Source organism: Allobosea massiliensis, assembly GCF_042655245.1.
In the GTDB taxonomy this organism is placed as follows: Bacteria; Pseudomonadota; Alphaproteobacteria; order Rhizobiales; family Beijerinckiaceae; genus Allobosea; species Allobosea massiliensis.
This window is the reverse complement of record NZ_JBHSLU010000063.1, coordinates 77,641-98,847: the sequence shown is the minus strand read 5'-3', so window position 1 is coordinate 98,847 and position 21,207 is coordinate 77,641. Positions and strand designations below refer to the sequence as shown.

19 protein-coding genes are annotated in these 21,207 nt (G+C 68.3%); 7 read left to right on the top strand and 12 right to left on the bottom strand.

The window, feature by feature from the left end; all coding sequences use genetic code 11:
- Nucleotides 1-70: 70 nt before the first annotated feature.
- The 3 genes from ACFPN9_RS18210 to ACFPN9_RS18200 all read right to left on the bottom strand — a co-directional run bounded on the left by ACFPN9_RS18210 (nt 71) and on the right by ACFPN9_RS18200 (nt 3,799).
- Nucleotides 71-652 carry an LOG family protein gene (locus tag ACFPN9_RS18210; RefSeq protein WP_066725884.1) on the bottom strand — a complete coding sequence of 194 codons (582 nt, stop codon included), beginning with the start codon at nt 650-652 and terminating at the stop codon, nt 71-73.
- Between the two features lie 4 nt (nt 653-656).
- Complete coding sequence (locus ACFPN9_RS18205; protein WP_066725881.1) at nt 657-2,048, bottom strand: dipeptidase; 1,392 nt, start codon at nt 2,046-2,048, stop codon at nt 657-659.
- Nucleotides 2,049-2,260: 212 nt separating this feature from the next.
- Nucleotides 2,261-3,799: a helicase HerA-like domain-containing protein gene (locus ACFPN9_RS18200; protein ID WP_066725873.1), complete on the bottom strand. Its 1,539-nt coding sequence runs from the start codon at nt 3,797-3,799 to the stop codon at nt 2,261-2,263.
- Between the two features lie 156 nt (nt 3,800-3,955).
- Between ACFPN9_RS18200 and ACFPN9_RS18195 the strand changes: the two genes are divergently transcribed.
- From ACFPN9_RS18195 to scpA, 4 genes are all read left to right on the top strand, one after another.
- Nucleotides 3,956-4,342: a hypothetical protein gene (locus ACFPN9_RS18195; RefSeq protein ID WP_066725870.1), complete on the top strand. Its 387-nt coding sequence runs from the start codon at nt 3,956-3,958 to the stop codon at nt 4,340-4,342.
- Between the two features lie 178 nt (nt 4,343-4,520).
- The gene (locus ACFPN9_RS18190; RefSeq protein WP_082735295.1) at nt 4,521-6,488 is read left to right on the top strand and encodes a methylmalonyl-CoA mutase subunit beta; all 1,968 of its coding nucleotides are present in this window, start codon (nt 4,521-4,523) and stop codon (nt 6,486-6,488) included.
- A 12-nt stretch (nt 6,489-6,500) separates the two neighbouring features.
- Complete coding sequence (gene thiD / locus ACFPN9_RS18185; RefSeq protein WP_066725867.1) at nt 6,501-7,325, top strand: bifunctional hydroxymethylpyrimidine kinase/phosphomethylpyrimidine kinase; 825 nt, start codon at nt 6,501-6,503, stop codon at nt 7,323-7,325.
- On the top strand, nt 7,322-9,487 hold the full coding sequence (gene scpA / locus ACFPN9_RS18180) for a methylmalonyl-CoA mutase (RefSeq protein ID WP_067253459.1): 2,166 nt from the start codon (nt 7,322-7,324) through the stop codon (nt 9,485-9,487). Before thiD ends, scpA begins: the two co-directional genes overlap by 4 nt.
- A 60-nt stretch (nt 9,488-9,547) precedes the next feature.
- Here scpA and ACFPN9_RS18175 read toward each other — a convergent pair whose 3' ends face one another.
- The 5 genes from ACFPN9_RS18175 to ACFPN9_RS18155 all read right to left on the bottom strand — a co-directional run bounded on the left by ACFPN9_RS18175 (nt 9,548) and on the right by ACFPN9_RS18155 (nt 13,982).
- The gene (locus ACFPN9_RS18175; RefSeq protein WP_066724280.1) at nt 9,548-9,820 is read right to left on the bottom strand and encodes a hypothetical protein; all 273 of its coding nucleotides are present in this window, start codon (nt 9,818-9,820) and stop codon (nt 9,548-9,550) included.
- A gap of 139 nt (nt 9,821-9,959) precedes the next feature.
- Nucleotides 9,960-10,748, bottom strand: a complete 789-nt coding sequence (locus ACFPN9_RS18170; RefSeq protein ID WP_066724276.1) for an ABC transporter permease — start codon at nt 10,746-10,748, stop codon at nt 9,960-9,962.
- Nucleotides 10,745-11,659 carry an ABC transporter permease gene (locus tag ACFPN9_RS18165; RefSeq protein ID WP_066724273.1) on the bottom strand — a complete coding sequence of 305 codons (915 nt, stop codon included), beginning with the start codon at nt 11,657-11,659 and terminating at the stop codon, nt 10,745-10,747. The genes ACFPN9_RS18170 and ACFPN9_RS18165 overlap by 4 nt, the downstream gene beginning before the upstream one ends.
- Nucleotides 11,656-12,810, bottom strand: a complete 1,155-nt coding sequence (locus tag ACFPN9_RS18160; protein ID WP_066724270.1) for an ABC transporter ATP-binding protein — start codon at nt 12,808-12,810, stop codon at nt 11,656-11,658. The genes ACFPN9_RS18165 and ACFPN9_RS18160 overlap by 4 nt, the downstream gene beginning before the upstream one ends.
- Before the next feature lie 59 nt (nt 12,811-12,869).
- Nucleotides 12,870-13,982, bottom strand: coding sequence for a polyamine ABC transporter substrate-binding protein (locus ACFPN9_RS18155; RefSeq protein ID WP_280939885.1), 1,113 nt, complete (start codon nt 13,980-13,982; stop codon nt 12,870-12,872).
- 129 nt (nt 13,983-14,111) lie between these two features.
- Here ACFPN9_RS18155 and ACFPN9_RS18150 point away from each other — a divergent pair, with 129 nt between their 5' ends.
- Nucleotides 14,112-14,849, top strand: coding sequence for a DUF3750 domain-containing protein (locus ACFPN9_RS18150; RefSeq protein ID WP_066724267.1), 738 nt, complete (start codon nt 14,112-14,114; stop codon nt 14,847-14,849).
- A gap of 108 nt (nt 14,850-14,957) precedes the next feature.
- On the opposite strand, the gene ACFPN9_RS18145 is transcribed toward ACFPN9_RS18150, so the two are convergent.
- Entirely contained in the window at nt 14,958-16,241 is a 1,284-nt protein-coding gene (locus ACFPN9_RS18145; protein ID WP_066724287.1) for a cystathionine gamma-synthase family protein, read from the bottom strand.
- 149 nt (nt 16,242-16,390) lie between these two features.
- Here ACFPN9_RS18145 and ACFPN9_RS18140 point away from each other — a divergent pair, with 149 nt between their 5' ends.
- Nucleotides 16,391-16,849 (top strand): Lrp/AsnC family transcriptional regulator, encoded by a 459-nt coding sequence (locus ACFPN9_RS18140; protein WP_066724264.1) that lies wholly within the window; start codon nt 16,391-16,393, stop codon nt 16,847-16,849.
- A gap of 4 nt (nt 16,850-16,853) precedes the next feature.
- On the opposite strand, the gene ACFPN9_RS18135 is transcribed toward ACFPN9_RS18140, so the two are convergent.
- The 3 genes from ACFPN9_RS18135 to ACFPN9_RS18125 form a co-directional block, all read right to left on the bottom strand.
- Complete coding sequence (locus tag ACFPN9_RS18135) at nt 16,854-17,750, bottom strand: alpha/beta hydrolase family protein (RefSeq protein ID WP_066724262.1); 897 nt, start codon at nt 17,748-17,750, stop codon at nt 16,854-16,856.
- Nucleotides 17,751-17,811: 61 nt separating this feature from the next.
- A complete protein-coding gene (locus ACFPN9_RS18130) occupies nt 17,812-18,819 on the bottom strand; it encodes an alpha/beta hydrolase (protein ID WP_066724260.1) in 1,008 nt (335 codons plus the stop codon).
- A gap of 121 nt (nt 18,820-18,940) precedes the next feature.
- A complete protein-coding gene (locus ACFPN9_RS18125; protein WP_377817397.1) occupies nt 18,941-20,110 on the bottom strand; it encodes an alpha/beta hydrolase in 1,170 nt (389 codons plus the stop codon).
- A 106-nt stretch (nt 20,111-20,216) separates the two neighbouring features.
- Between ACFPN9_RS18125 and meaB the strand changes: the two genes are divergently transcribed.
- On the top strand, nt 20,217-21,203 hold the full coding sequence (meaB, locus tag ACFPN9_RS18120; protein WP_066724253.1) for a methylmalonyl Co-A mutase-associated GTPase MeaB: 987 nt from the start codon (nt 20,217-20,219) through the stop codon (nt 21,201-21,203).
- Nucleotides 21,204-21,207: the final 4 nt, after the last annotated feature.

Genomic DNA, 21,207 nt, shown 5'->3' with positions numbered 1-21,207 from the left:
GTCTAGCGGATCAGCGTGACGCTGTCAAGGACTAATTTCCTACAACCGTGGGGCGATGATATGGAGGCGCTCACACCTCCTCCTTCTCCACCCATTTATACGTCACCGCCGGCACATACTGCTCCATGCGGTCGAGCAGCGTCGCGGGCTCCGTGTCGGTGATCGTCATGGCGCGGTGGGTCTGCTTGAGGAAGCCGGCCTCCACCGTGTTGTCGAGGAAGGTCGCCAAGGGATCGTAGAAGCCGGCGACATTCAGGAAGGCGAGCGGCTTGTCGTGGATGCCGAGCTGGGACCAGGTCCAGATCTCGAACAGCTCCTCGAAGGTGCCGATGCCGCCGGGCATAGCGATGAAGCCCTCCGAGAGTTCGGCCATGCGGGCCTTGCGGATATGCATGGTTTCGACGATCTCGAGGCGGGTCAGGTGGTGATGGCCGACCTCCTTCTCGCGCAGCGCGCGGGGGATGACGTCATGGACCTCGCCGCCGGCCGCGAGCGCGGCATCGGCGACGATGCCCATCAGCCCGACCGCGCCGCCGCCATAGACCAGCACCATGCCGCGCCTCGCAATCTCGGCGCCCATGGCGCGCGCGCCTTCGGCATAGACAGGATCATTGCCGGGGTTGGACCCGCAGAACACGCAGACGGATTTCATCGGCTCAGGCCCCCTTTGCGGCAAGCGCCTGCAGGATGCGGGCCCAGGAGCGCTGGCCCTTGTGGAAGGAGGAAAGGTCGTATTTCTCGTTGGGCGAATGCACGCGGTCGTCATCGAGCCCGAAGCCGACGAGCAGCGTGTCGATGCCGAGCAGGCGCTTGAAATCGCCGACGACGGGGATCGACCCGCCCGAGCCGATGGTCACCGCCTTGCGTCCCCATTCCTCGGTCAGCGCGTTTTGCGCCTGGCGCAGCGCCAGCGACTCGACCGGCACGGCGATCGCCGGCGAGGCGCCATGGGCGACGAACTCCGCCGTGACGTCGGCCGGCAGCCGCTCGCGCACGAAGGCCTGGAAGGCGGCGGCGATCTTGGCCGGGTCCTGCTTGCCGACGAGGCGGAAGGAGACCTTGGCCGAGGCCTTGCCGGCGATCACGGTTTTGGTGCCCTCCCCGGTATAGCCGCCCCAGAGCCCGTTGACGTCGCAGGTCGGGCGGGACTGGATCTGCTCGATCAGCATGCGCCCCTTCTCGCCGATCGAGTGCTTCAGCCCGATCTGGCCGAGGAACTCGTCCTCGGTGAGATTGAGATCGGCCCAGTCGGCCTTCTGCTGGTTGGTCGGCTCCTCGACGCCGTCATAGAAGCCCGGCAGCGTGATGCGCCCGTCCTCGTCATGCAGGGCTGCAACGATCTTCGCGAGCACATGGACGGGGTTGGCCGCCGCACCGCCGAACAGGCCGGAATGCAGGTCGCGGTCGGCGCAGGTGATCGTCACCTCCTGATAGACCAGCCCGCGCAGCGAGGCGGTGATGGCCGGGGTCTGCCGGTCCCACATGCCTGTGTCGCAGACGAGCGCAAAATCGGCCTTCAACTCGGCGGCGTTGTCGCGGACGAAGGCCGGCAGGTTGACCGAGCCCGATTCCTCCTCGCCCTCGACCATGACGGTGACACCGATCGGCAAGTCGCCCGTCTCGGCGAGCGTCGCCCGCAGCGCCTCGACGAAGGTCATGACCTGGCCCTTGTCGTCGCAGGCGCCGCGCGCGACGATGACCTTGCGGCCGGGCTCGATCTCCTTGATCACCGGCTCGAAGGGCTTGGTCTCCCAGAGCTCCAGCGGATCGACCGGCTGGACGTCGTAATGGCCGTAGAACAGCACATGCGGCGCGCCGGGCTTAGGCCGGTGGGCGAGCACGATCGGATGGCCGGGCGTCTCGCGCAGGCCGGCGGTGAAGCCGAGCGCTTCCAGATCCTTCGCCAGCCACTCCGCCGCGCGGCGGCTGTCGGCGGCATAAGCCGAATCGGTCGAGATCGAGGGGATTTCGAGCCAGGAGGACAGCCGCGCCAGCGAGGCGTCGAGATCGGCATCGAGGCGGGCGAGGATCGCGGGAAGCTGGGTCATGGCACTCGGCAGGGCTGGGCTCGTGCCGGGCGGCTGAGCCGATTCAGGTGACGCCATCATGGCAAGGCGCAGGGCCGGCGTCAGCCTCGTCCTGACATGGCATCGATGCGAAGGCGCACGTCATTCTCGGGCTTGACCCGAGAATCTCATGACCAGATGGCTGGTTTACGAGATGCTCGGGTCAAGTCCGAGCATGACGCAGGGCGATACGCTCAGCGCTTCCCGCCCATCATGCTCCCCAGCACACCACGCAGGATCGCGGTGCCGACCTGGCGGCCGATTGTGGTCGCGGCCGAGCGGGCGGCGGAGGTCAGCACTTTTTCCGCCATGCTCTGCGGCAGGGCGCCGCCGCGGCTGCCGGGGCCGGTCTTGGGGCGCTGCTGCGGCGCGCCGCCACCAAGCCAGCCGCCGATCGTGTCGAGAATGCCGCCACCACCCGCCGTCGAGGCTTCGACGGGGCCGGCCTCGGCGAGGTTCTTGCGGGCGGCCAGCTCCTCATAGGCCGACTCGCGGTCGATCATGGTGTCGTATTTGCCCTTGAAGCCGGATTCGGTCAGCGCCTGCTGGCGGATCTGCGCCGAGCAGGGCCCGACCTGCGCCATCGGCGGGGCGATCAGCGCGCGCTCGACGACCGTCGGCGAGCCCTTGCCCTCGAGCGTCGAGATCAGCGCCTCGCCGACCGCCAGATGCATGATCGCCTCGGCGGTGTTGATCTTGGGGTTCTGTCGGAAGGTTTCGGCGGCCGCCTTGACCGCCTTCTGGTCGCGCGGGGTGAAGGCGCGCAGCGCGTGCTGGACGCGGTTTCCGAGCTGGGCCAGCACGGTCTCGGGGATGTCGAGCGGGTTCTGCGTGACGAAATAGACGCCGACGCCCTTCGAGCGGATCAGCCGCACGACCTGCTCGACCGCCGTCAGCAGGGCCTTGGGCGCGCCGTTGAAGAGCAGATGCGCCTCGTCGAAGAAGAAGACGAGCTTGGGCTTGTCGAGATCGCCGACCTCGGGCAGCTGCTCGAACAGCTCCGACAGCAGCCAGAGCAGGAAGGTCGCATAGAGCCGCGGATTGGCCATCAGCTTGTCGGCGGCCATGATGTTGACGATGCCGCGGCCATAGCGGTCCGTCCGCATTAAGTCGGAAATCTCGAGCGCCGGCTCGCCGAAGAACAGGTCGCCCTTCTGGTTTTCCAAGACCAGCAGCGCGCGCTGGATCGTGCCGACCGTCTGCGAGGTGACGTTGCCGTATTTGGTCGTCAGCTCCTTGGCGTTCTCGGCGATGAAGCCGAGGATGGCGCGCAGATCCTTGAGGTCGAGCAGCAGCAGTTTTTGCTCGTCGGCGATGCGGAAGGCGATGTTGAGCACGCCCTCCTGCGTCTCGTTGAGATCGAGCAGGCGGGCGAGCAGCAGCGGCCCCATCTCGGAGATTGTGGCGCGGACGGGATGGCCCTGCTCGCCGAAGACGTCCCAGAACACGGTGGTGAACTGGTCCGCCTCGTATTTCACGCCGATCTCCTCGGCGCGCTTGACAAAGGGCGGCTTGGAATCGCCGGGTGCGGCGATACCTGAGAGGTCGCCCTTGATGTCGGCTGCGAAGACGGGAACGCCCTCGCGGGCGAAGCCCTCGGCCAGCACCTGCAGCGTCACCGTCTTGCCGGTGCCGGTCGCGCCGGTGACGAGTCCGTGGCGGTTGGCGAGCTTGAGCAGGAGGGTTTCCGGCTTCCAGCTCTTGCCGATCAGAATCGCGCCGTCATCCGCCATGGGGCTTCCTGTTGTGCTGTCGATGGGTCAGGGCAAGGATGTAGCGAATGGTGGCGCGCGGCGGAAGCCCGCCGCGCGCCGGGACTATCGGGCTTCGCGAATAGTTGATATGTGAACCATCTGGCCGTCCGCGCCGCAACCCACAGGACCGAAACAATGGAAGAACTGATTTCCCGCGTGATTGCGGCCTCGGGCCTCAACGAAGAGCTCGCCCGCAAGGCGGTCGGCATCATCCTCGCTTTCCTTCAGAAGGAAGGTCCGCCGGCCGAGATCGGCGAGCTGATGGCGGCACTGCCTGGCGCAGCGGAGCTCGCGGCGGCCGAGGGCGGCGCCAAGGGCGGCCTGATGGGCATGGTCGGCGGCATGATGGGCGGCAGCGGCGGCGTGATGGCGCTCGGCGGCCAGCTCATGGGCGCCGGCCTCTCGATGGGGCAGATCCAGTCGGTCTCGAAGGAAATGTTCGCCGTCGGCCGCGAAAAGGCGGGCGAGGATGCGATGGGCGCCATCGTCGGCGCGATCCCGGGTCTCGGCCAGTTCGTCTGAGCCGCGCCACACTTTGACCGTTGCAACGCCGCCGCGAGGCGGCGTTGTCGTTTGTGCCCTCCCCGGCGCGGGTTTGCGCAGCCGCGTTGCGACGAAGTAGGAATGGCGGCGCGGCGTCCTGCATGGCAATCACCGCCGCGCAGCCGCGCGCGACGGCTGATGACGAGGACAGCTTCGCATGACTTCGGCCCCGGACCCCGACCTGTCCTTCATGAGCGCGTTTCCCGCTCCGACGCAGGAGGCCTGGCGCACGGCGGTCGACAAGGTCCTGAAGGGCGGCGATTTCGAAAAGCGGTTGGTCAGCAAAACGGCCGACGGCATCCGGATCGAGCCGCTTTATGCGGCGGCCTCGCCGTCGGCCCGGCCTTTGCGCGCTGAGGCCGGCCGCTGGCAGGTCACGACCCGGCTCGATCATCCTGATCCGGCCGAGGCCCAGAAGCTGGCCCTGGCGGACCTCGAGGGCGGTGCCAACGCCCTCACGATCGCCTTTGCCGGAGCCCGCGCCGCACGCGGATACGGGCTCATTGCGCAGGATGTCGCCGCTCTCGACGTCGCTCTCGACGGCGCGATGCTCGATCTGATCCAGTTGCGGCTCGATCCAGCCCCGGAGGGTCGCATCAACGCGCTGCTGCTGGCCGCGCTGATCGAGACGCGCGGGCTTTCGCCCGAGGCGCTGTCGATCGATTTCGGCATGGACCCGATCGGCGTCTTCGCCGGCACCGGCGGGCTCGCGGCCTCCTGGTCCGAGGTCGGGCGCCGGCTCGCCGCGACCGTTCGGGCGCTGAAATCGCGCGGCTTCAAGGGCCCCTTCGTGACGGTCGACACCCGGCCCTGGCATGAGGCCGGGGCGAGCGAGGCGCAGGAGCTTGGCTATGGCCTGGCGACGGCCATCGCCTATCTGCGCGCGCTGGAAGCCGAGGGTTTTTCGCTGCAGGAGGCGCGCGACGCGATCTCGTTTACGCTGGTCGCCGACACCGACGAGTTCCTGACCATCGCCAAGCTGCGGGCGGCCCGCCTGCTCTGGGCCCGCATCCAGAGCGCCTGCGGGCTGACGCCCGTGCCGATGGTCCTGCATGCCGAGACGGCGTGGCGTTCGCTGACGAAGCGTGACCCCTGGGTCAATCTGTTGCGCGGCACCATCGCGACCTTCTCCGCAGGCATCGGCGGGGCGGATGGCGTGACGGTTCAGCCCTTCACCGCGGCGCTCGGCCTCGCCGACGGCTTCGCCCGCCGCCTCGCCCGAAACACCCAGCTCGTGCTGCTGGAAGAGGCCAATCTCTGGCGCGTCGCGGACCCCACCGCGGGCGCCGGCAGCTTCGAGACTCTGACGCAGGCGCTGTGCGAGCAGGGCTGGGCTCAGATGCAGGCGATCGAACGGGAGGCGAAGGACGGCCTGCCGGGCATCCTCTCGGCGCTGACCGCCGGGACGGTCCAGACTGCGCTCGGACGCCAGCGCGAGGCGCGCGCGAAGGCGGTCGCGACGCGGCGCGAGCCGATCACCGGAACGAGCGAGTTCCCGAACCTGAAGGAGGCCGCGGTCACCGTGCTGGATGTCGCACCGGTCACCGCCGGCACATCGACGGGCCGGACCGGAACTGTGCCCGACCCGGAGGTACTGATCGCTCGGCTCGCCGCAGGCGCCGAACGCGAAGAGGGCCTCATCGCGCCGCAGGACGGCTTGCGGGCGCCTGCCCTGCCGTCGCTGCGGCTGGCCGAACCCTTCGAGGCGCTGCGCGACCGGGCCGATGCGGCTGCGGAGCGGCCGGTCGTCTTCCTCGCGACGCTCGGACCGGTCGCCGATTTCACGGCACGCGCCGGCTTTGCGCGCAACCTGTTCGAGGCGGGCGGTCTCGCCGCCCCGGTCGGCGACGGCTTTGCAAAGAAGGGCGGCACCGGTCTCGCCGCGCTCGCGGCCGCCTTCACGGCCTCGGGCGCGCGTCTCGCCTGCCTCTGCGGGTCGGACGCCGACTATGGGGCTGAGGGCATCGCTGCCGCGCAGGCGTTGACGGCGGCCGGCGCGACCGTCTGGCTGGCGGGCCGGCCGGGCGAACTGGAGGCTGCACTGAACGAAGCGGGGGTGCGTTCGTTCATCTATGCCGGCTGCGACGTGCTCGACGCGCTGCGGCGCGCCCACGATGCCGCCTGAGGAGACCGGATCATGACCGCCATCGCCCTGACCATCGCCGGCTCGGATTCGAGCGGCGGCGCCGGCGTCCAGGCCGATCTCAAGACCTTCGCGGCGCATCAGGTCTATGGCGCCAGCGTCCTCGTCGCGCTGACGGCGCAGAACACCAAGGGCGTCACCGCCATCCACGCAGTGCCGGCGGACTTCGTCGCGCAGCAGATCGACGCCGTTTTCGAGGATCTCGACGTCGCGGCGGTCAAGATCGGCATGCTGGCGACGGCCGAGCTGATCGAGACCGTGGCTGCGGGGCTGAAGCGCCACGAAGCGCGCAACATCGTGCTCGACCCTGTGATGGTCGCGGCCTCGGGCGCGCGCCTGCTGGAAAACGAGGCCGTCGCCGCGATCCATCGCCATCTCTTCCCGCTGGCGACGCTGATCACGCCGAATCTGCCGGAGGCGGCCGCCCTGCTCGGCACCGGCGAGGCGGAAACCGAGGACGCGGTCGAGCGGCAGGCGGATGCGCTCGCGGCGCTCGGCGCCGCCAATGTCCTGATCAAGGGCGGCCACGGCGGCGGCGACAGCAGCAGCGACCTGCTCCTGCTCGCGGGCGGTAGCCGCCAGCGCTTCGCGGCGCCGCGCATCACCACGCGCAACACCCATGGCACGGGCTGCACCCTGTCATCCGCCATCGCGTCGGGGCTGGCAAAAGGGCTCCCGCTGCCGGAAGCCGTGGGCCACGCCAAGACCTACATCTCGGCGGCGATCGCGGCGGCCGACGAGGTTCCGGTTGGCCACGGCCACGGGCCGGTGCATCATTTCCACCACTGGTGGGATCGTCAGGACGGGAGACAGCCATGACAGCCATCCCGGATTTCACGACGCTGGCCTATGCCGACGGCACCAGCCCCGCCTCTCCCGCGCTCCCAACCGGCGAGCCCTGGCTGACGCCCGAGGGCATCCCGGTCAAGCCGGTCTACACGGCTCAGGATCGCGAGGGCCTGCCCTTCGTCGACACGCTGCCGGGCATCGCGCCCTATCTGCGCGGGCCCTACCCGACGATGTATGTCAACCAGCCCTGGACGATCCGGCAATATGCCGGCTTCTCCACGGCCGAGGATTCCAACGCCTTCTACAGGCGCAATCTCGCCGCCGGCCAGAAAGGCCTCTCGGTCGCCTTCGATCTGGCGACGCATCGCGGCTACGATTCAGACCACCCGCGCGTCGCGGGCGATGTCGGCATGGCAGGCGTCGCGATCGACTCGATCTACGACATGCGCACGCTGTTCTCCGGCATCCCGCTCGACCAGATGAGCGTGTCGATGACGATGAACGGGGCGGTGCTGCCGGTGCTCGCGCTCTACATCGTCGCGGCGGAAGAACAGGGCGTGCCGGCGGCCAAGCTCTCGGGGACCATCCAGAACGACATCCTCAAGGAGTTCATGGTCCGCAACACCTATATCTACCCGCCGGCGCCCTCGATGCGGATCATCGGCGACATCTTCGCCTACACCTCGGCCAACATGCCGAAATTCAACTCGATCTCGATCTCCGGCTACCACATGCAGGAGGCCGGGGCGACGCAGGACCTCGAGCTGGCCTATACGCTCGCCGACGGCGTCGAATACATCCGTGCCGGCCAGCGCGCGGGGCTGGGAGTGGATGCCTTCGCGCCGCGCCTGTCCTTCTTCTGGGCGATCGGCATGAATTTCTTCATGGAGGTCGCCAAGCTGCGCGCCGGCCGGCTGATCTGGGCGAAGCTCGTCAAGGATTTCGGCGCGCAGAGCGAGAAGTCGCTGCCGCTGCGCACCCATTGCCAGACCTCGGGATGGTCGCTGACGGCGCAGGACGTCTTCAACAACGTGCCGCGCACGATGATCGAGGCGATGGCGGCGACCCAGGGCCATACCCAGTCGCTTCACACCAACGCGCTCGACGAGGCGCTGGCGCTGCCCACCGACTTCTCAGCCCGCATCGCGCGCAACACGCAGATCCTGCTGCAGCAGGAGAGCGGCACGACCCGGATCATCGATCCCTGGGGCGGGTCCTATTATGTCGAGCGGCTGATGGCGGAGCTGGCGACGAAGGCTTGGGGCCATATCAGGGAAGTCGAAGCGCTCGGCGGCATGGCCAAGGCGATCGAGGCCGGCATCCCCAAGCTGCGCATCGAGGAGGCTGCCGCCAAGACGCAGGCGCGCATCGATGGCGGGCTGCAGGCGATCATTGGCGTGAACTGCTTCAAACCGGAGAACGAGGCCGCGATCGACGTGCTCAAGGTCGATAACGCCTCGGTGCGCGCGCAGCAGCTCGAAAAGCTGAAGCGCCTCAAGGCCGAGCGCAACGAAAGTGAGGTTCAGGCCGCGCTCGCCGCCCTGACCGAGGGGGCGAAGGGCGAGGCCAATCTGCTCGACCTCGCGGTGAAGGCGGCTCGCGCCAAGGCCACCGTCGGCGAGATTTCGCTGGCGATGGAGCAGGTCTTCGGGCGCCACCGGGCCGAGATCAAGTCGATCGCCGGCGTCTACAAGCGGGAGGTCGGCACGATGAACCCTGCGGTCACGCGCGTGCAGATGATGACGCAGGCGTTCGAGGAGGCCGATGGCCGCCGCCCGCGCATCCTCGTCGCCAAGATGGGACAGGACGGGCATGACCGCGGCCAGAAGGTGATCGCCTCGGCCTTCGCCGATCTCGGCTTCGACGTCGATATCGGCCCCCTCTTCGCCACGCCCGACGAGGCAGCCCGGCAGGGCGTCGAGAATGACGTCCACATCATCGGCGTCTCGTCGCTGGCGGCCGGCCATCTGACGCTGGTGCCCGAGCTCAAGGCGGCGCTCACCAAGGCCGGGCGGCCCGACATCATGATCGTGGTCGGCGGCGTCATCCCGCCGCAGGATTTCGAGGCGCTGCTCGAGGCCGGCGCCTCCGCGATCTTCCCGCCCGGCACGGTCATCGCCGATGCCGCCGAAAAGCTGCTCGAGGACCTCAACGGCCGGCTGGGCTATGTCCAGCGCACGGCCGCCGAATAGTAGACAGGCGCGGCCGGCGGGCCGCGCCTGTCCCATGATCACGGATGTCGCCGCGCGACACTAGCGCCAGCCGTGACCATAACCGTAGCCGTAGCGGGGCGGCGGCGGGCGGAAGCCGTAGCCGTCGGGGTGGTGCCAGCGGCGGCGGCCCCAGTAGCCGTGGAAGACGGGCGGCGGGGGCGGCCGCCAGCCGTGCCGGGGCGCCCCCCAGTCCTCCTCGTAGCGCCCTCCGAAAGCCTCGGCGGTGGCGGGCGCCACGACGCTGCCCGCAGTGAACACGGCGGCGCCGAGAGCGAGCCCGGCCAGCGCGGTAACGACGAATCTGCGGGCCATGATCCTTGTCCTGTTGCCGGCTCGGGCCATCCCCTCGCCTTGACCAGGACCATGGCGGATCGCGTCTGAACGGCGTTTGAGGCCGCCATTCACACGCCGTTTAGCGGGAGCCGTCTCCGGGGACGCCCCGTCGCGAGCGTCAGCCCGCCAGAGCCTGCCGGCGCTTCAGCAGCAGCGAGGCCGCGATCACCACCGTGGCGACGAAGCCGATCAGGATGGTGCAGGCGGCGTTGATCTCGGGCGAGACGCCGAGCCGAACCGCCGAATAGAGCCGCATCGGCAGCGTGGTGGCGCCCGGCCCGGTGGTGAAGCTCGCGATCACGAGGTCGTCGAGCGACAGGGTGAAGGCGAGCAGCCAGGCCGCCGCCACCGCCGGCGCGATCAGCGGCAGGGTCACCGTCCAGAAGGTCACCAGCGGCGTAGCGCCAAGATCGCGCGCCGCCTCCTCCAGCGAGCGGTCGAAGCCGACGAGACGGGCCTGCACGACGATGCAGGCGAAGCCGAGGCCGAAGGTCGCGTGGGCGATCGTCACCGTCCAGAAGCCGCGCTCCACATCCGCCGCCACGAAGAGCAGCAGCAGCGACAGGCCGGTGATCACCTCCGGCATCACCAGAGGCGCCAGCGCCATGCCGGAGAACAGCAGGCGCCCGCGGAAACGGCCCTGCCGCGCCAGCGCCAGCGCGGCCAGCGTGCCCAGCGCGGTGGCGAGCGTGGCCGAGACGAAGGCGAGGCGCAGGCTGAGCCAGGCCGCCGACAAAAGCGCCTCGTTGGAGAGCAGAGCGCCGTACCAATGCGTCGAGAAGCCGCCCCAGACGGTGACGAGCCGCGAGGCGTTGAAGGAATAGGCGATCAGCGCCAGGATCGGCAGGTAGAGGAAGGCGAAGCCCGCGACGAGGGCGAGGATGAGGCCGGGGCCGAGCCGCGTCATGCCGCGCCCCCCTCGCCTGCCCGCGACAGCCGCGCGCGCTGCAGCAGCGCCAGCGGCAGGACGAGCACCACCAGCAGCACGACCGCCACCGCCGAGGCCAGCGGCCAGTCGCGGTTGGAGAAAAACTCGGTCCACAACACCTTGCCGATCATCGTCGTGTCCGGCCCGCCGAGCAGGTCCGGAATGACGAATTCGCCGATGGCGGGGATGAACACGAGTGCCGAGCCCGCCAGGATGCCGGGCAGCGAGAGCGGCAGCGTCACCGTCAGGAAGGCCCTGAGCGGCGTCGCGCCGAGATCGGCGGCGGACTCCAGCAGGCTACGATCGAGCTTCTCCAGCGTCGCATAGAGCGGCAGCACCATGAAGGGCAGATAGGAATAGACCATGCCGATCAGGACCGCGGTCTCGGTATTCAACAGTCGCAGCGGCTGATCGCTCAGGCCGAGCGCCGCCAGCGCCATGTCGAGCAGCCCCTCGGGCCGCAGGATACCGATCCAGGCATAGACCCGGATCAGGAAGGAGGTCCAGAACGGCAGGATCACCAGCACCAGCAGGATGGCGCGCCAGCGCATAGGGGCGCTCGCCATCGCGTAGGCCAGCGGATAGCCGATCGCGAGCGCGATCAGCGTCGTCAGCGCCGCGATGCGCAGCGAAAAGAGATAGCTCTGCCAGTAGAGCGGATCCTCCGAGATCAGCCCGAAATTCTCGAGATCGAGCCCTGCCAGGAAGTCGCGCAGGGCCGCGAAGCCCTCGAAATGCGGGGCATAGGGCGGCAGCGCGGTGGCGGCATCCGACAGCGCGATCCGCAGTACCATGACGAATGGCGCGAGGAAGAAGAGCCCCAGCCAGAGATAGGGCACGGCCACGATGAGACGGCCTTGTGCCGTCACTTTCGAGACCGGCCCGCTCACGGCTTCAGCACCAGCCCGGCCTCGACGTCCCAGGACAGCCAGACCGCATCCTCCCAGGCGAAGGGGCGCTCGATGCGGCGGGAGCGGTTGGTCAGCGAGACCTTCAGGAGTTGGCCGTCGTCGCCGCCAATCATGACCTGAACCATGGTCATGTCGCCGAGATAGCCGATGTCCCAGATCTCGCCGCGGACCTTGTTGGTGCCCTGGGCCGGCTCGTCATGGCTCAGCGCGATCTTCTCAGGCCGCAGCCCGACGAGGACCGGCGCGCCGGGGGACAGGGCCGGCGCCTCCTCATCGAGTTCGACGATGCCCGCCAGCGGCGTCATCACGCTGACGAGATCGCCCTCGACGGATTCGACGCGGCCCTCGAGGATGTTGATGTCGCCGACGAACTCCGCGACGTGGCGGCTCACGGGGGCCTCGTAGATCACGTCCGGCGGGGCGATCTGGACGAGCCGGCCATGGTCCATCACCGCCATGCGGTCGGCCATGGTCATGGCCTCGTCCTGGTCGTGGGTGACGACCATGAAGGTGGTGCCGAGTTCGCTCTGGATGTCCATCAGCTCGAACTGGGTGGCCTCGCGCAGCTTGCGGTCGAGCGCCGCCATCGGCTCGTCGAGCAGCAGGAGCTTCGGACGCTTGGCGAGCGCGCGGGCGAGCGCGACACGCTGGCGCTGTCCGCCGGACAACTGGTCCGGGCGGCGCTTGCCCAGCCCGTCCAGCTTGACCAGCGCCAGCATCTCAGCCATGCGCCGGTCGATCTCGGCCCGCGGCAGCCCCTCGCGCTTCAGGCCATAGCCGATGTTGTCGGCGACGCTGAGATGCGGGAACAGCGCATAGGACTGGAACATCATATTGACCGGCCGCAGATGCGGCGGGACGGCGGTGATGTCGACGCCGTCGAGCAGGATCTGCCCTTCGTCGGGCGTCTCGAAGCCCGCCAGCATCCGCATCAGCGTGGTCTTGCCGCAGCCGGACGGGCCGAGCAGGGCGAAGAACTCGCGCGGGTAGAGCGAGAGCGAGACATCGGCGACGGCGGTGACGCCGCCGAAGCGCTTCGTCACCGCGCGGAACTCGACCAGCGGCTGCGCGGCAGGGTCGTTCCAGGGCTGGAAGGCGCGGCGCACGCTGCCGGGCGATGCCTTGCGCATCGCGCCCGTCCCTCGCTCCCTCTGGGTGGTCACCTGCCGACGCTCACTTTGGCCGTCGCTCACTTGCCGGTCTTCACCCGGGTCCAAAGGCGGTTCACCAGCCGCTGCGCCTTCTGGTCGTAAGGGGTGATCGTGTAGAGCCGCGCCATCACGGCGTCCGGTGGGTAGATGCCGGGATTGTCGCGCACCGCCGCCGAGAGCAGCGGTTTCGAGGCGATGTTGCCGTTGGCGTACTGAATGAAGTCAGAGTTCTTCGCCGCCATGGCGGGGCGGTTGACGAAGTCGATGAAGGCGAGCGCGGCTTCCGGATTGGCTGCATCCTTCGGGATCACGAAGGAATCGAACCACATCAGCGCGCCTTCCTTCGGGATGGAATAGGCGATCTCGACCTTGTTCTTGGCCTCCTCCGCGCGCTTCTTCGCCTGCAGGATGTCGCCGGAATAGCCGACCGCGAGGCAGATATCCCCGTTCGCGAGCGCGTTGATGTACTCGGACGAGTGGAACTTCTGGATGTGCGGACGGATCTTCCGCAACAGTTCGCCGGCCTTGTTCAGATCCGCCTCGGCCTTGGAGTCGGGGTTCAGGCCGAGATAGCGCAAAGCGGCGGGAAACATCTCCTCGACCGCGTCCAGCACATGCACGCCGCAGTTCGAGAGCTTCTTGAGCTGGTCGGGATCGAACAGGATCTTCCAGCTGTCGATCACCGCGTCAGGGCCGAGCCGCTCCCTGATCTTGGCGCCGTTGTAGCCGATCCCGGTGGTGCCCCACATGTAGTTCACGGCGTGCTTGTTGCCGGGGTCGTATTTGGCCAGCCGTCCCTGGATCTCGGGCCAGGCGTTCTTGAGATTGGGCACCTTGGCGGAGTCGATCGGCGCATAGAGGCCGAGCGGGATGTGGCGCGGCAGGAAGGAGGCGGTGACGACGATCAGGTCGTAGCCGGTCTTGCCCGCCAGCAGCTTGGTTTCGACCGTCTCCATCTGGTCGAAGGTGTCGTAGACGACCGTGATCCCGGTCTCCTTCTTGAAGGCGTCGAGAACCTCGGGGTCGACATAGTCGGACCAGTTGTAGATGCGCAGTTCCTTGCCCTGCGCAGCAGCCTGCCCCGCCACGGCCAGCGACAGGCCCAGCGCGAGACCCGAGACGATTCCCTTGAACCAGCGGCCAGCCATCATGATGCGTTCGATTCCTCTCCGGACGGGCGGCGCAGAAGCTAACAGCTTGGCGCCACGTCTCAAGCCGTTGTGATCCCGCACTGCGTCGATCGATCTTGCGATGCAACAGGCCTGCCACATATTGCGCCTATGCGTGCTGCCCGCCTCCTGCCCCTACTTTTCCTGCTGTTCTTCATCGTCCCGCTCGCCACCCATGCGGCCTGGTGGTCCATGCAGGGAACGGCCGATGACTGGCGCCGGGCCGACTGGTCGAGCGCGAAGCTCCTGCCCGCCGCCTCGACCGTCCCCGAAGCCACCGTGCATGTCTTCGCCGCCCGCGTCGGTCGCTGGCGCGGCGTCTTCGCGCATCATTCCTGGGTGGTGGTGAAGGAAGCCGGCGCCAGCGCCTATACACGCTTCGACGTCGTCGGCTGGGGCACGCCGGTGCGCGTCAACCACCGCGAGGCCGACGGGCGCTGGTATGGCAACCTGCCGGAGCCGGTGGCCGAAATCCGTGGCGCGGCGGCGGAAGCGCTGATCCCGCGGATCCGAGCAGCGGTGAAGAGCTACGCCTATGTCACGCCTGGCAGCTACCAGGCCTGGCCCGGACCCAACTCCAACAGCTTCGTCCAGCATGTCCTGGCCGAGGTGCCGGAGCTCGCGCAGGCACTGCCGCCGACGGCGATCGGCAAGGATTTCCGCGAGGACGGCCTGTTCGCCGGGCTGACGCCGAGCCGCACCGGCATCCAGGCCTCGCTCTACGGGCTCGCCGGCTTCACCATCGGCTGGGTCGAGGGCGTCGAGATCAACCTGCTGGGGCTGGTCGCCGGCCTCGATCTGCGCAGCCCGGCGCTGAAGCTGCCGGGCTGGGGGCGCGTCGGGATTTAGGACGCTACGTCGTTCTCGGGCGGAGCGAAGCGCAGACCCGAGAATCTCATGCAGAACAAGCGTGCGAGAGATGCTCGGGTCTTCGCCCGAGCATGACGTGTTCCGCCCTCACACCGCCTCCAGCGCCTGCGCCAGATCCGAGATCAGGTCCTCGATGTTCTCGATGCCTACCGAGATGCGGATCAGCGCGTCGGTCAGGCCGATCTCCTCGCGCAATTCGCGGGCGACGCCGGAATGCGTCATCGCGGCGGGGTGGGAGACCAGCGTCTCGGTGCCGCCGAGCGAAACCGCGAGCTTCATGATCTGGAGGTTGTCGAGCAGCGCGAAGGCCTCTTTCTCGCCGCCGACGACGTCGAAGGCGAAGGTCGAGCCGGCCGCCGTGCATTGCCGGTCGAACACCGCCTTGCGGGGGTCGCCGTCCCTGAGGTCCCCGAGATAATGCACCTTGGCGATTTTCGGATGGGCCGAGAGATAGTCCGCGACCAGCCTCGCATTCTCGTTGGCCCGGCTCATGCGGATGTCGAGCGTCTCCAGCGAGCGCATCAGCATCCAGCAGGAGTTGGGGTCGAGCTGCGTTCCGAGCGACCCGCGCCAGCTCTTGACCTGCCGCACCAGCACCTCGGAACCGCTGATCGAGCCGCCGACGAGGTCGGAATGGCCGCCGACATATTTGGTCAGCGAGAGCAGCGAGAGATCGGCGCCCTGCTTCAGTGGCTTCTGGTATTTCGGGCCGAGCATGGTGTTGTCGACGACGACCGGCGGGCGATGGCCCTGCAAGGCTTCGAGTTCGTCGGCGATCATCTTGCAGGCGGCGAGATCGACCAGTCCGTTGGTCGGGTTCGCCGGCGTCTCGACCAGGATCATGCCGACGCGCCCCTTGGCCGCGGCGGCCTTCGCCGTCTCGCGCATCTGCGCGATGTCGAGCCCGTCGGTGAAGCCGAAGGCGGTGACGCCAAAGGCGCCCATCTGGTTCTTCAGCAGGGTCTCGGTGCCGCCATAGAGGGGGCGGGAATGGATGATCGTGTCGCCCGGCCGCAGGAAGGCGAAGCAGGTCGTCGCGATGGCCGCCATGCCGCTGGCGAAGACGGCGCATTTTTCAGCCTCGTCCCAGATCGCCAGGCGATCCTCGAGGATCTCCATGTTGGGGTGGTTGAAGCGCGAATAGACCAGTCCGGGCTTTTCGCCCGGCTTTGGCTGGCGGCGGCCGGAGGTGAAGTCGAAGAAATCCTTCCCCTGCTGGGCGTTCTCGAAGACGAAGGTCGAGGTCAGGAAGATCGGTGGCTTGAGCGACCCTTCCGACATGGCCGGCGAGTAGCCGAAGCCCATCATCAGCGTTTCGGGATGCAGCTTGCGGTTGGCGATCCGGTCCTTGTGGTAGCTGTCGTCGCTCATGATGGCCTCGCTGTCCAACGGGGTGCGCCGCAGAATGCGCCCTGGCGGTAACATAAGCGCAAGACGCGGCGATTGCTTGGACGGTTCCGCCCCACTATGCCATCATAGCAGAGAGATTCTTCCATAATCGGGACAAGCAGGAGCATCTTATGCTCGATAACGTCGATCGCCGCATGCTCGCCGTCCTGCAGGAGGACGGCCGCATCACCAATCAGGACCTCTCGGAGAAGATCGGCCTGTCCCCCACGCCCTGCCTGCGCCGCCTGAAGCGCCTCGAGGAGAGCGGCGTGATCCAGGGCTATTCGGCGACCGTCGACCCCAAGGCCTATGGCCTGCCCTTCAGCGTCTTCGTCTCGGTGCGCCTCTCGCAGCAGACGCAGGAGCACATCGCCGAGTTCGAGAAGGCGGTCGAAGGCTGGAACGAGGTCACCGAATGCTACCTGATGACCGGCTCGCAGGATTACCTTCTGCGGGTCCTGACGGACGGCATCGAGGGCTATGAGCGCTTCCTCAAGCAGAAGATGACACGGCTGAAATGCATCCAGTCGGTCGAGTCGAATTTCGCGCTGGCGACAGTGAAGAAGCGCATCGGCCTGCCGCCCCTGTGAACAGCTAGCGCCCCGCGAAGAGGGCCTCGGCGGCAGCGGCGGCCATCCGACGCGACTCGTGCCCGACGCCGGGCACGAGGATCTCGCGCCAGGGGCTCTCGACCTTCAGCCGCGCCGCCTCGGCGGCCGCGACCGCCATGAAATGACGCCCGCGCGCGAGCCGGTTCGCCCCTTGCGCCTCGGCGCCACGGCTGTGGTTGAGCTGCGGATGGGTGGGCTCGTCGTCGCGCTCGCCGAGCATCACCAGGAGCGGCTTCGCGAAGGCGGCTGATATGGACACCTCGGTCGCAGGCGTACCGCCCAGGGAATAGGGATAGGCGAAGCCGCCCGCCTCGCCCCGCAGAGGCAGGGTGTAATAGCTGGCATTCGCGCTGATCGCGGTGGTGAAGCGCGCCGCCGGCATCAGCAGTGCCATGCGATGGACGAACTGCGCGCCGGCCGAGTGCCCGAACAGCACATAGCCCGTTCCCGCGACGCGGCCGCTGGCGAGAGCACGATCGAAGAAGCGCTCGATGCTGGCGTAAAGCCAGCGCGCCGGATCCGCCTCGTCCCGCACACCGCCCTGCTGGAACAGCCGCGTCGGAAACCGCTCCCTGTCGAAATGCGGCGCCGCGATCAGCAGGCCATGCCGCTCGGCCGCTTCGATCCAGTTGTCGCGGGCGGTCTCGGCATTGCGTTCGAGGCCGTGGATCGCGATCAACAGCGGGCAGGGCTTGGCCGTACAGGCCGCGGGAACATAGGTCTCGACATTGATCGGCTCGGTGCCCGAGGGCGAGACATCCTCGTGGATGACATGGCTGCGGCCGGCTTCCTGGAAGGGCCTCAGGTCATGAGCCTGGACGCCCTGCACGCCCCAGCCCAGCAGCAGCGCTGCCAGCGCACCCAGACCCGTCCTCGCCATGGCAAACATCCTCCGCGCGGGCGAGTTTGCGCGGGCGGCTCCGCCACGGCAATCCCCGGGATCAGGCTCCCTTGCCCCGGTCCATGGCGCGGCGGACCACCTGGGTGACCTCGCTGTCGGACAGGAAGAGGTCGTGCCGGAGCATGCTCCAGCCGCGGCCGGACGTATCAGCGACGCGGACGCCGAGCGCTTCCAGCCGGGCGCGGTCGGCGGCACCGGCGCGGGCGACGCCGCCGGCAATGCGGGCCGAGACCGCGAGAGCCCGATCGCCCGGATCGATGATCACGGTCATGCGGCGGGCCAGGGGGCCGAGGCGCGAAACGGTCTGCTCGAAGGCGTCGATGTCGACGTCGGGCGAGGCGAATACGACCGAGCCGATCCGGGCATAGACCTCGGCTGAATCGCGCAGCTCCCGCAGGCCCTCCAGGGTCAGGAAGCTGCCCATGGAATGCGCGACGATATGGATGCGCCCGACGGTAGGGTTGGAGACAAGGGCCTGCAGCGCCCTCACGAAGCCGTCGCGCGACCACAGCGCGCTCTCGCGGTCATAGGCGTAGTCGAAGAGCTTGCCGCCGGAAGGCCAGGTGAAGATCGCGGTGCGGCCCTGGAACTCCAGCGAATGCGAGAGCTGGCCTGCACTGCGGGCGGCCGACTCGAAGGTCTCGTTGAAACCGTGGACATAGAGCAGCACGTCGCGCCCGGTCGCCGCTTGGGCGAAGGCGCGGGCGGGATCGGATGAATCCGCGGCATCGACGCCGAGCACCGCCCAATCGCCGCTGACGACCGAGGAGATCTGGCCGGAGATGCCCCGGCCCGGCGGCGACAGCCGCACCTCGGCGAAGGTCAGGGAGCCGCGATCGCTGCCGAAATAGGGCTGCCGCGCGCCGAGCGAGCGCCGCGTCGTGACGACCAGCAGTTCCGGCTCCTTCCCCAGCGCCGACGCGTCGGCACGGGTCGGCTCCGCGAAGGGCGAGACCGTCGCCTCGCTCTGGGCGCAGGCCGAAAGCCCTACCGAGAGCAGCCCGGTGATCGCAAGACGGCGTGAGAGAGCGTGCCGCGAAACAGGCATCGTGTCAGGCATCCGGTGTGTTGTGGGAGGCCGAGTTGGCCAGCCCGCCCTTAACGACAGGCTAACGCGGCCAGATTGCGGCGGAGCACCGAAACAGCCTGGATGAATGTCGGCCGAGGCCTCAGCGGCGGCCCGAGACGATCGCCGCGGGCGCCGTCACGACGAGCCCTACCGTCGAGCCCACCGTGCCGACGACGCCGCCCGCGATGTCGCCGACCCGGTCGCCGAGGCCCGGCCCGGCAGTGGCGATGCCGCCATCCTCCTTCAGCCGCTGCCCGATGAGCTGGACGACCTTCGGTGAGGACGCGAACTTGCTGTGGTTCAGCGGGTCGCCGGAGGATTCCGCCGAGAGATCGATGATGCGCGCGCCGAGTTTTTCGAGGTCGGCGATGATCTGCGTGTCCTTAGCGGAGACCGCGCCGAGGCGCGTCTTGTCGCCGGCGAAGCGCCGCGAGAAGTCCAGCGCCCGGTCGTCGGCGGAGACGAAAACGGTCACCGGGCGCTTGATCTCGCGCATCTGCGTCTTGAACACGTCGAGATCGACGTCCGGCGCCGCCAGGATGATGTCGCGCAACTTGCCGCCGAAGGTGCCGTCCCCGCGGATCGAGGCCTGCCGGATCGTCTCCAGCGTCAGCAAGGTCCCCATCGAATGGGCCAGGATGTCCATGCGCGTCGTGCCGAGATCGCGGGCGATGGCGCGCAGGTTGAGTTCGAGGAAGTCGCGCGAATAGAAGGCGCTCTCGCGATCATAGGGATAGGCCAGGAGCTGCCCGCGCGAGGGCCAGGTAAACAACACCGGCACGCCTTTGAAGCCCGAATCATGGACGATCTGGGCAAACCGATACGCTGCATCGGCGAAATTGGTGTTGAAGCCATGCACGAACACCAGCACGTCGCGCTGCGACGGCGGCCGCCTCATGATCTCTCGGCGCACATCCGCCACGATCGGCGCGAGATCGAGGCGCTGCACATTGGTGACGGCGAAATGCTTCGAGGGGTCGCTCGGCCCCGAATCAGGCAATTCCAACTCGCCCGGCTTGTGGTTGGGCGGAACGGTGAAGTCGAGCCGCGCGAAGGCCAGGCGGGGCCCGCGCTCGCCGTTGAAGTAGACCGGCTCGGCCGACGCCTCGCGCGTCGTGGCGACGAAGATCTCGACCTTGCCCGCCACCTCGCCGGTGGCACCCCGGCTGATCTCCAGCACCCGCGGCGTGCCGCAGGCAGCCAGCGCCAGCGGGCCGAGCAGCGCCAGAACCAGGATCTTGAACCGTACCACCGCCTGCATCGTCCTCATCGCCCGAAGGCGCCGCCATGACGTAGGCCGGTCGGTCGGCAAGATCGGGGAGGCCGCCCTCCTCCGGAACCTTGTCGCAGGACCCCCGGCCTTGCTAGGTGGACTCATGGCCGATCTCAGCGCTCCTGTCACCGCCCTCGCCGACGGCCTGATCGCCGGCGACCGCGCGGCGCTGGCACGCGCGATCACGCTGGTCGAGTCGCGCCGGGCCGATCACCGCCGGCAGGCCAGCAGCCTCGTCCAGTCGATCCTTCCGAAGACGGGCGGCGCCATCCGGGTCGGCATCACCGGCGTGCCAGGGGTCGGCAAGTCGACCACGATCGACGCGCTCGGCAGCCTGCTCACTGGCCGGGGCCATAAGGTCGCGGTACTGGCGGTCGATCCCTCCTCCTCGCGCAGCGGCGGCTCGATCCTGGGCGACAAGACGCGCATGGCCCGTCTCGCGGTCGACCCTGGCGCCTATATCCGCCCCTCGCCCTCCTCAGGCACGCTCGGTGGCGTCGCCGCAAGGACGCGCGAAACCATGCTGCTCTGCGAGGCTGCGGGCTTCGACGTCATCCTGGTCGAGACGGTCGGCGTCGGGCAGTCGGAGACCGCCGTGGCGGAGCTGACCGATTTCTTCCTGGTTCTGATGCTGCCCAATGCGGGCGACGAGCTGCAGGGCATCAAGAAGGGCATCATCGAACTCGCGGACATGATCGCGGTCAACAAGGCGGACGGGGCCGGCGCGACGGCCGCGCGCGCCGCCGCAGCGCAGTACCAGGCTGCACTGCACATTCTGGCGCCTTCGTCTCCGCTCTGGTCGACGCCGGTGGTCACGATCTCGGGGCTCACCGGCGACGGGCTCGACACGCTCTGGGCCAGGATCGAGGATCACCGCGCCCGCCATGAGGCGAAGGGGCTCATCGCCCAGAAGCGCCATCGCCAGGATGTGAAATGGATGTGGGCCATGGTCGAAGACCGGCTGCGGGCAAAGCTGCGCGACGATCCCGATCTGAAGGCCCGGACGCCGGCGCTCGAAGCGGCGGTGGCGGCCGGCACCTTGGCGCCGACCCTGGCCGCCGACGACATCGCGCAGGCGCTGGGGCTCTGAAGCC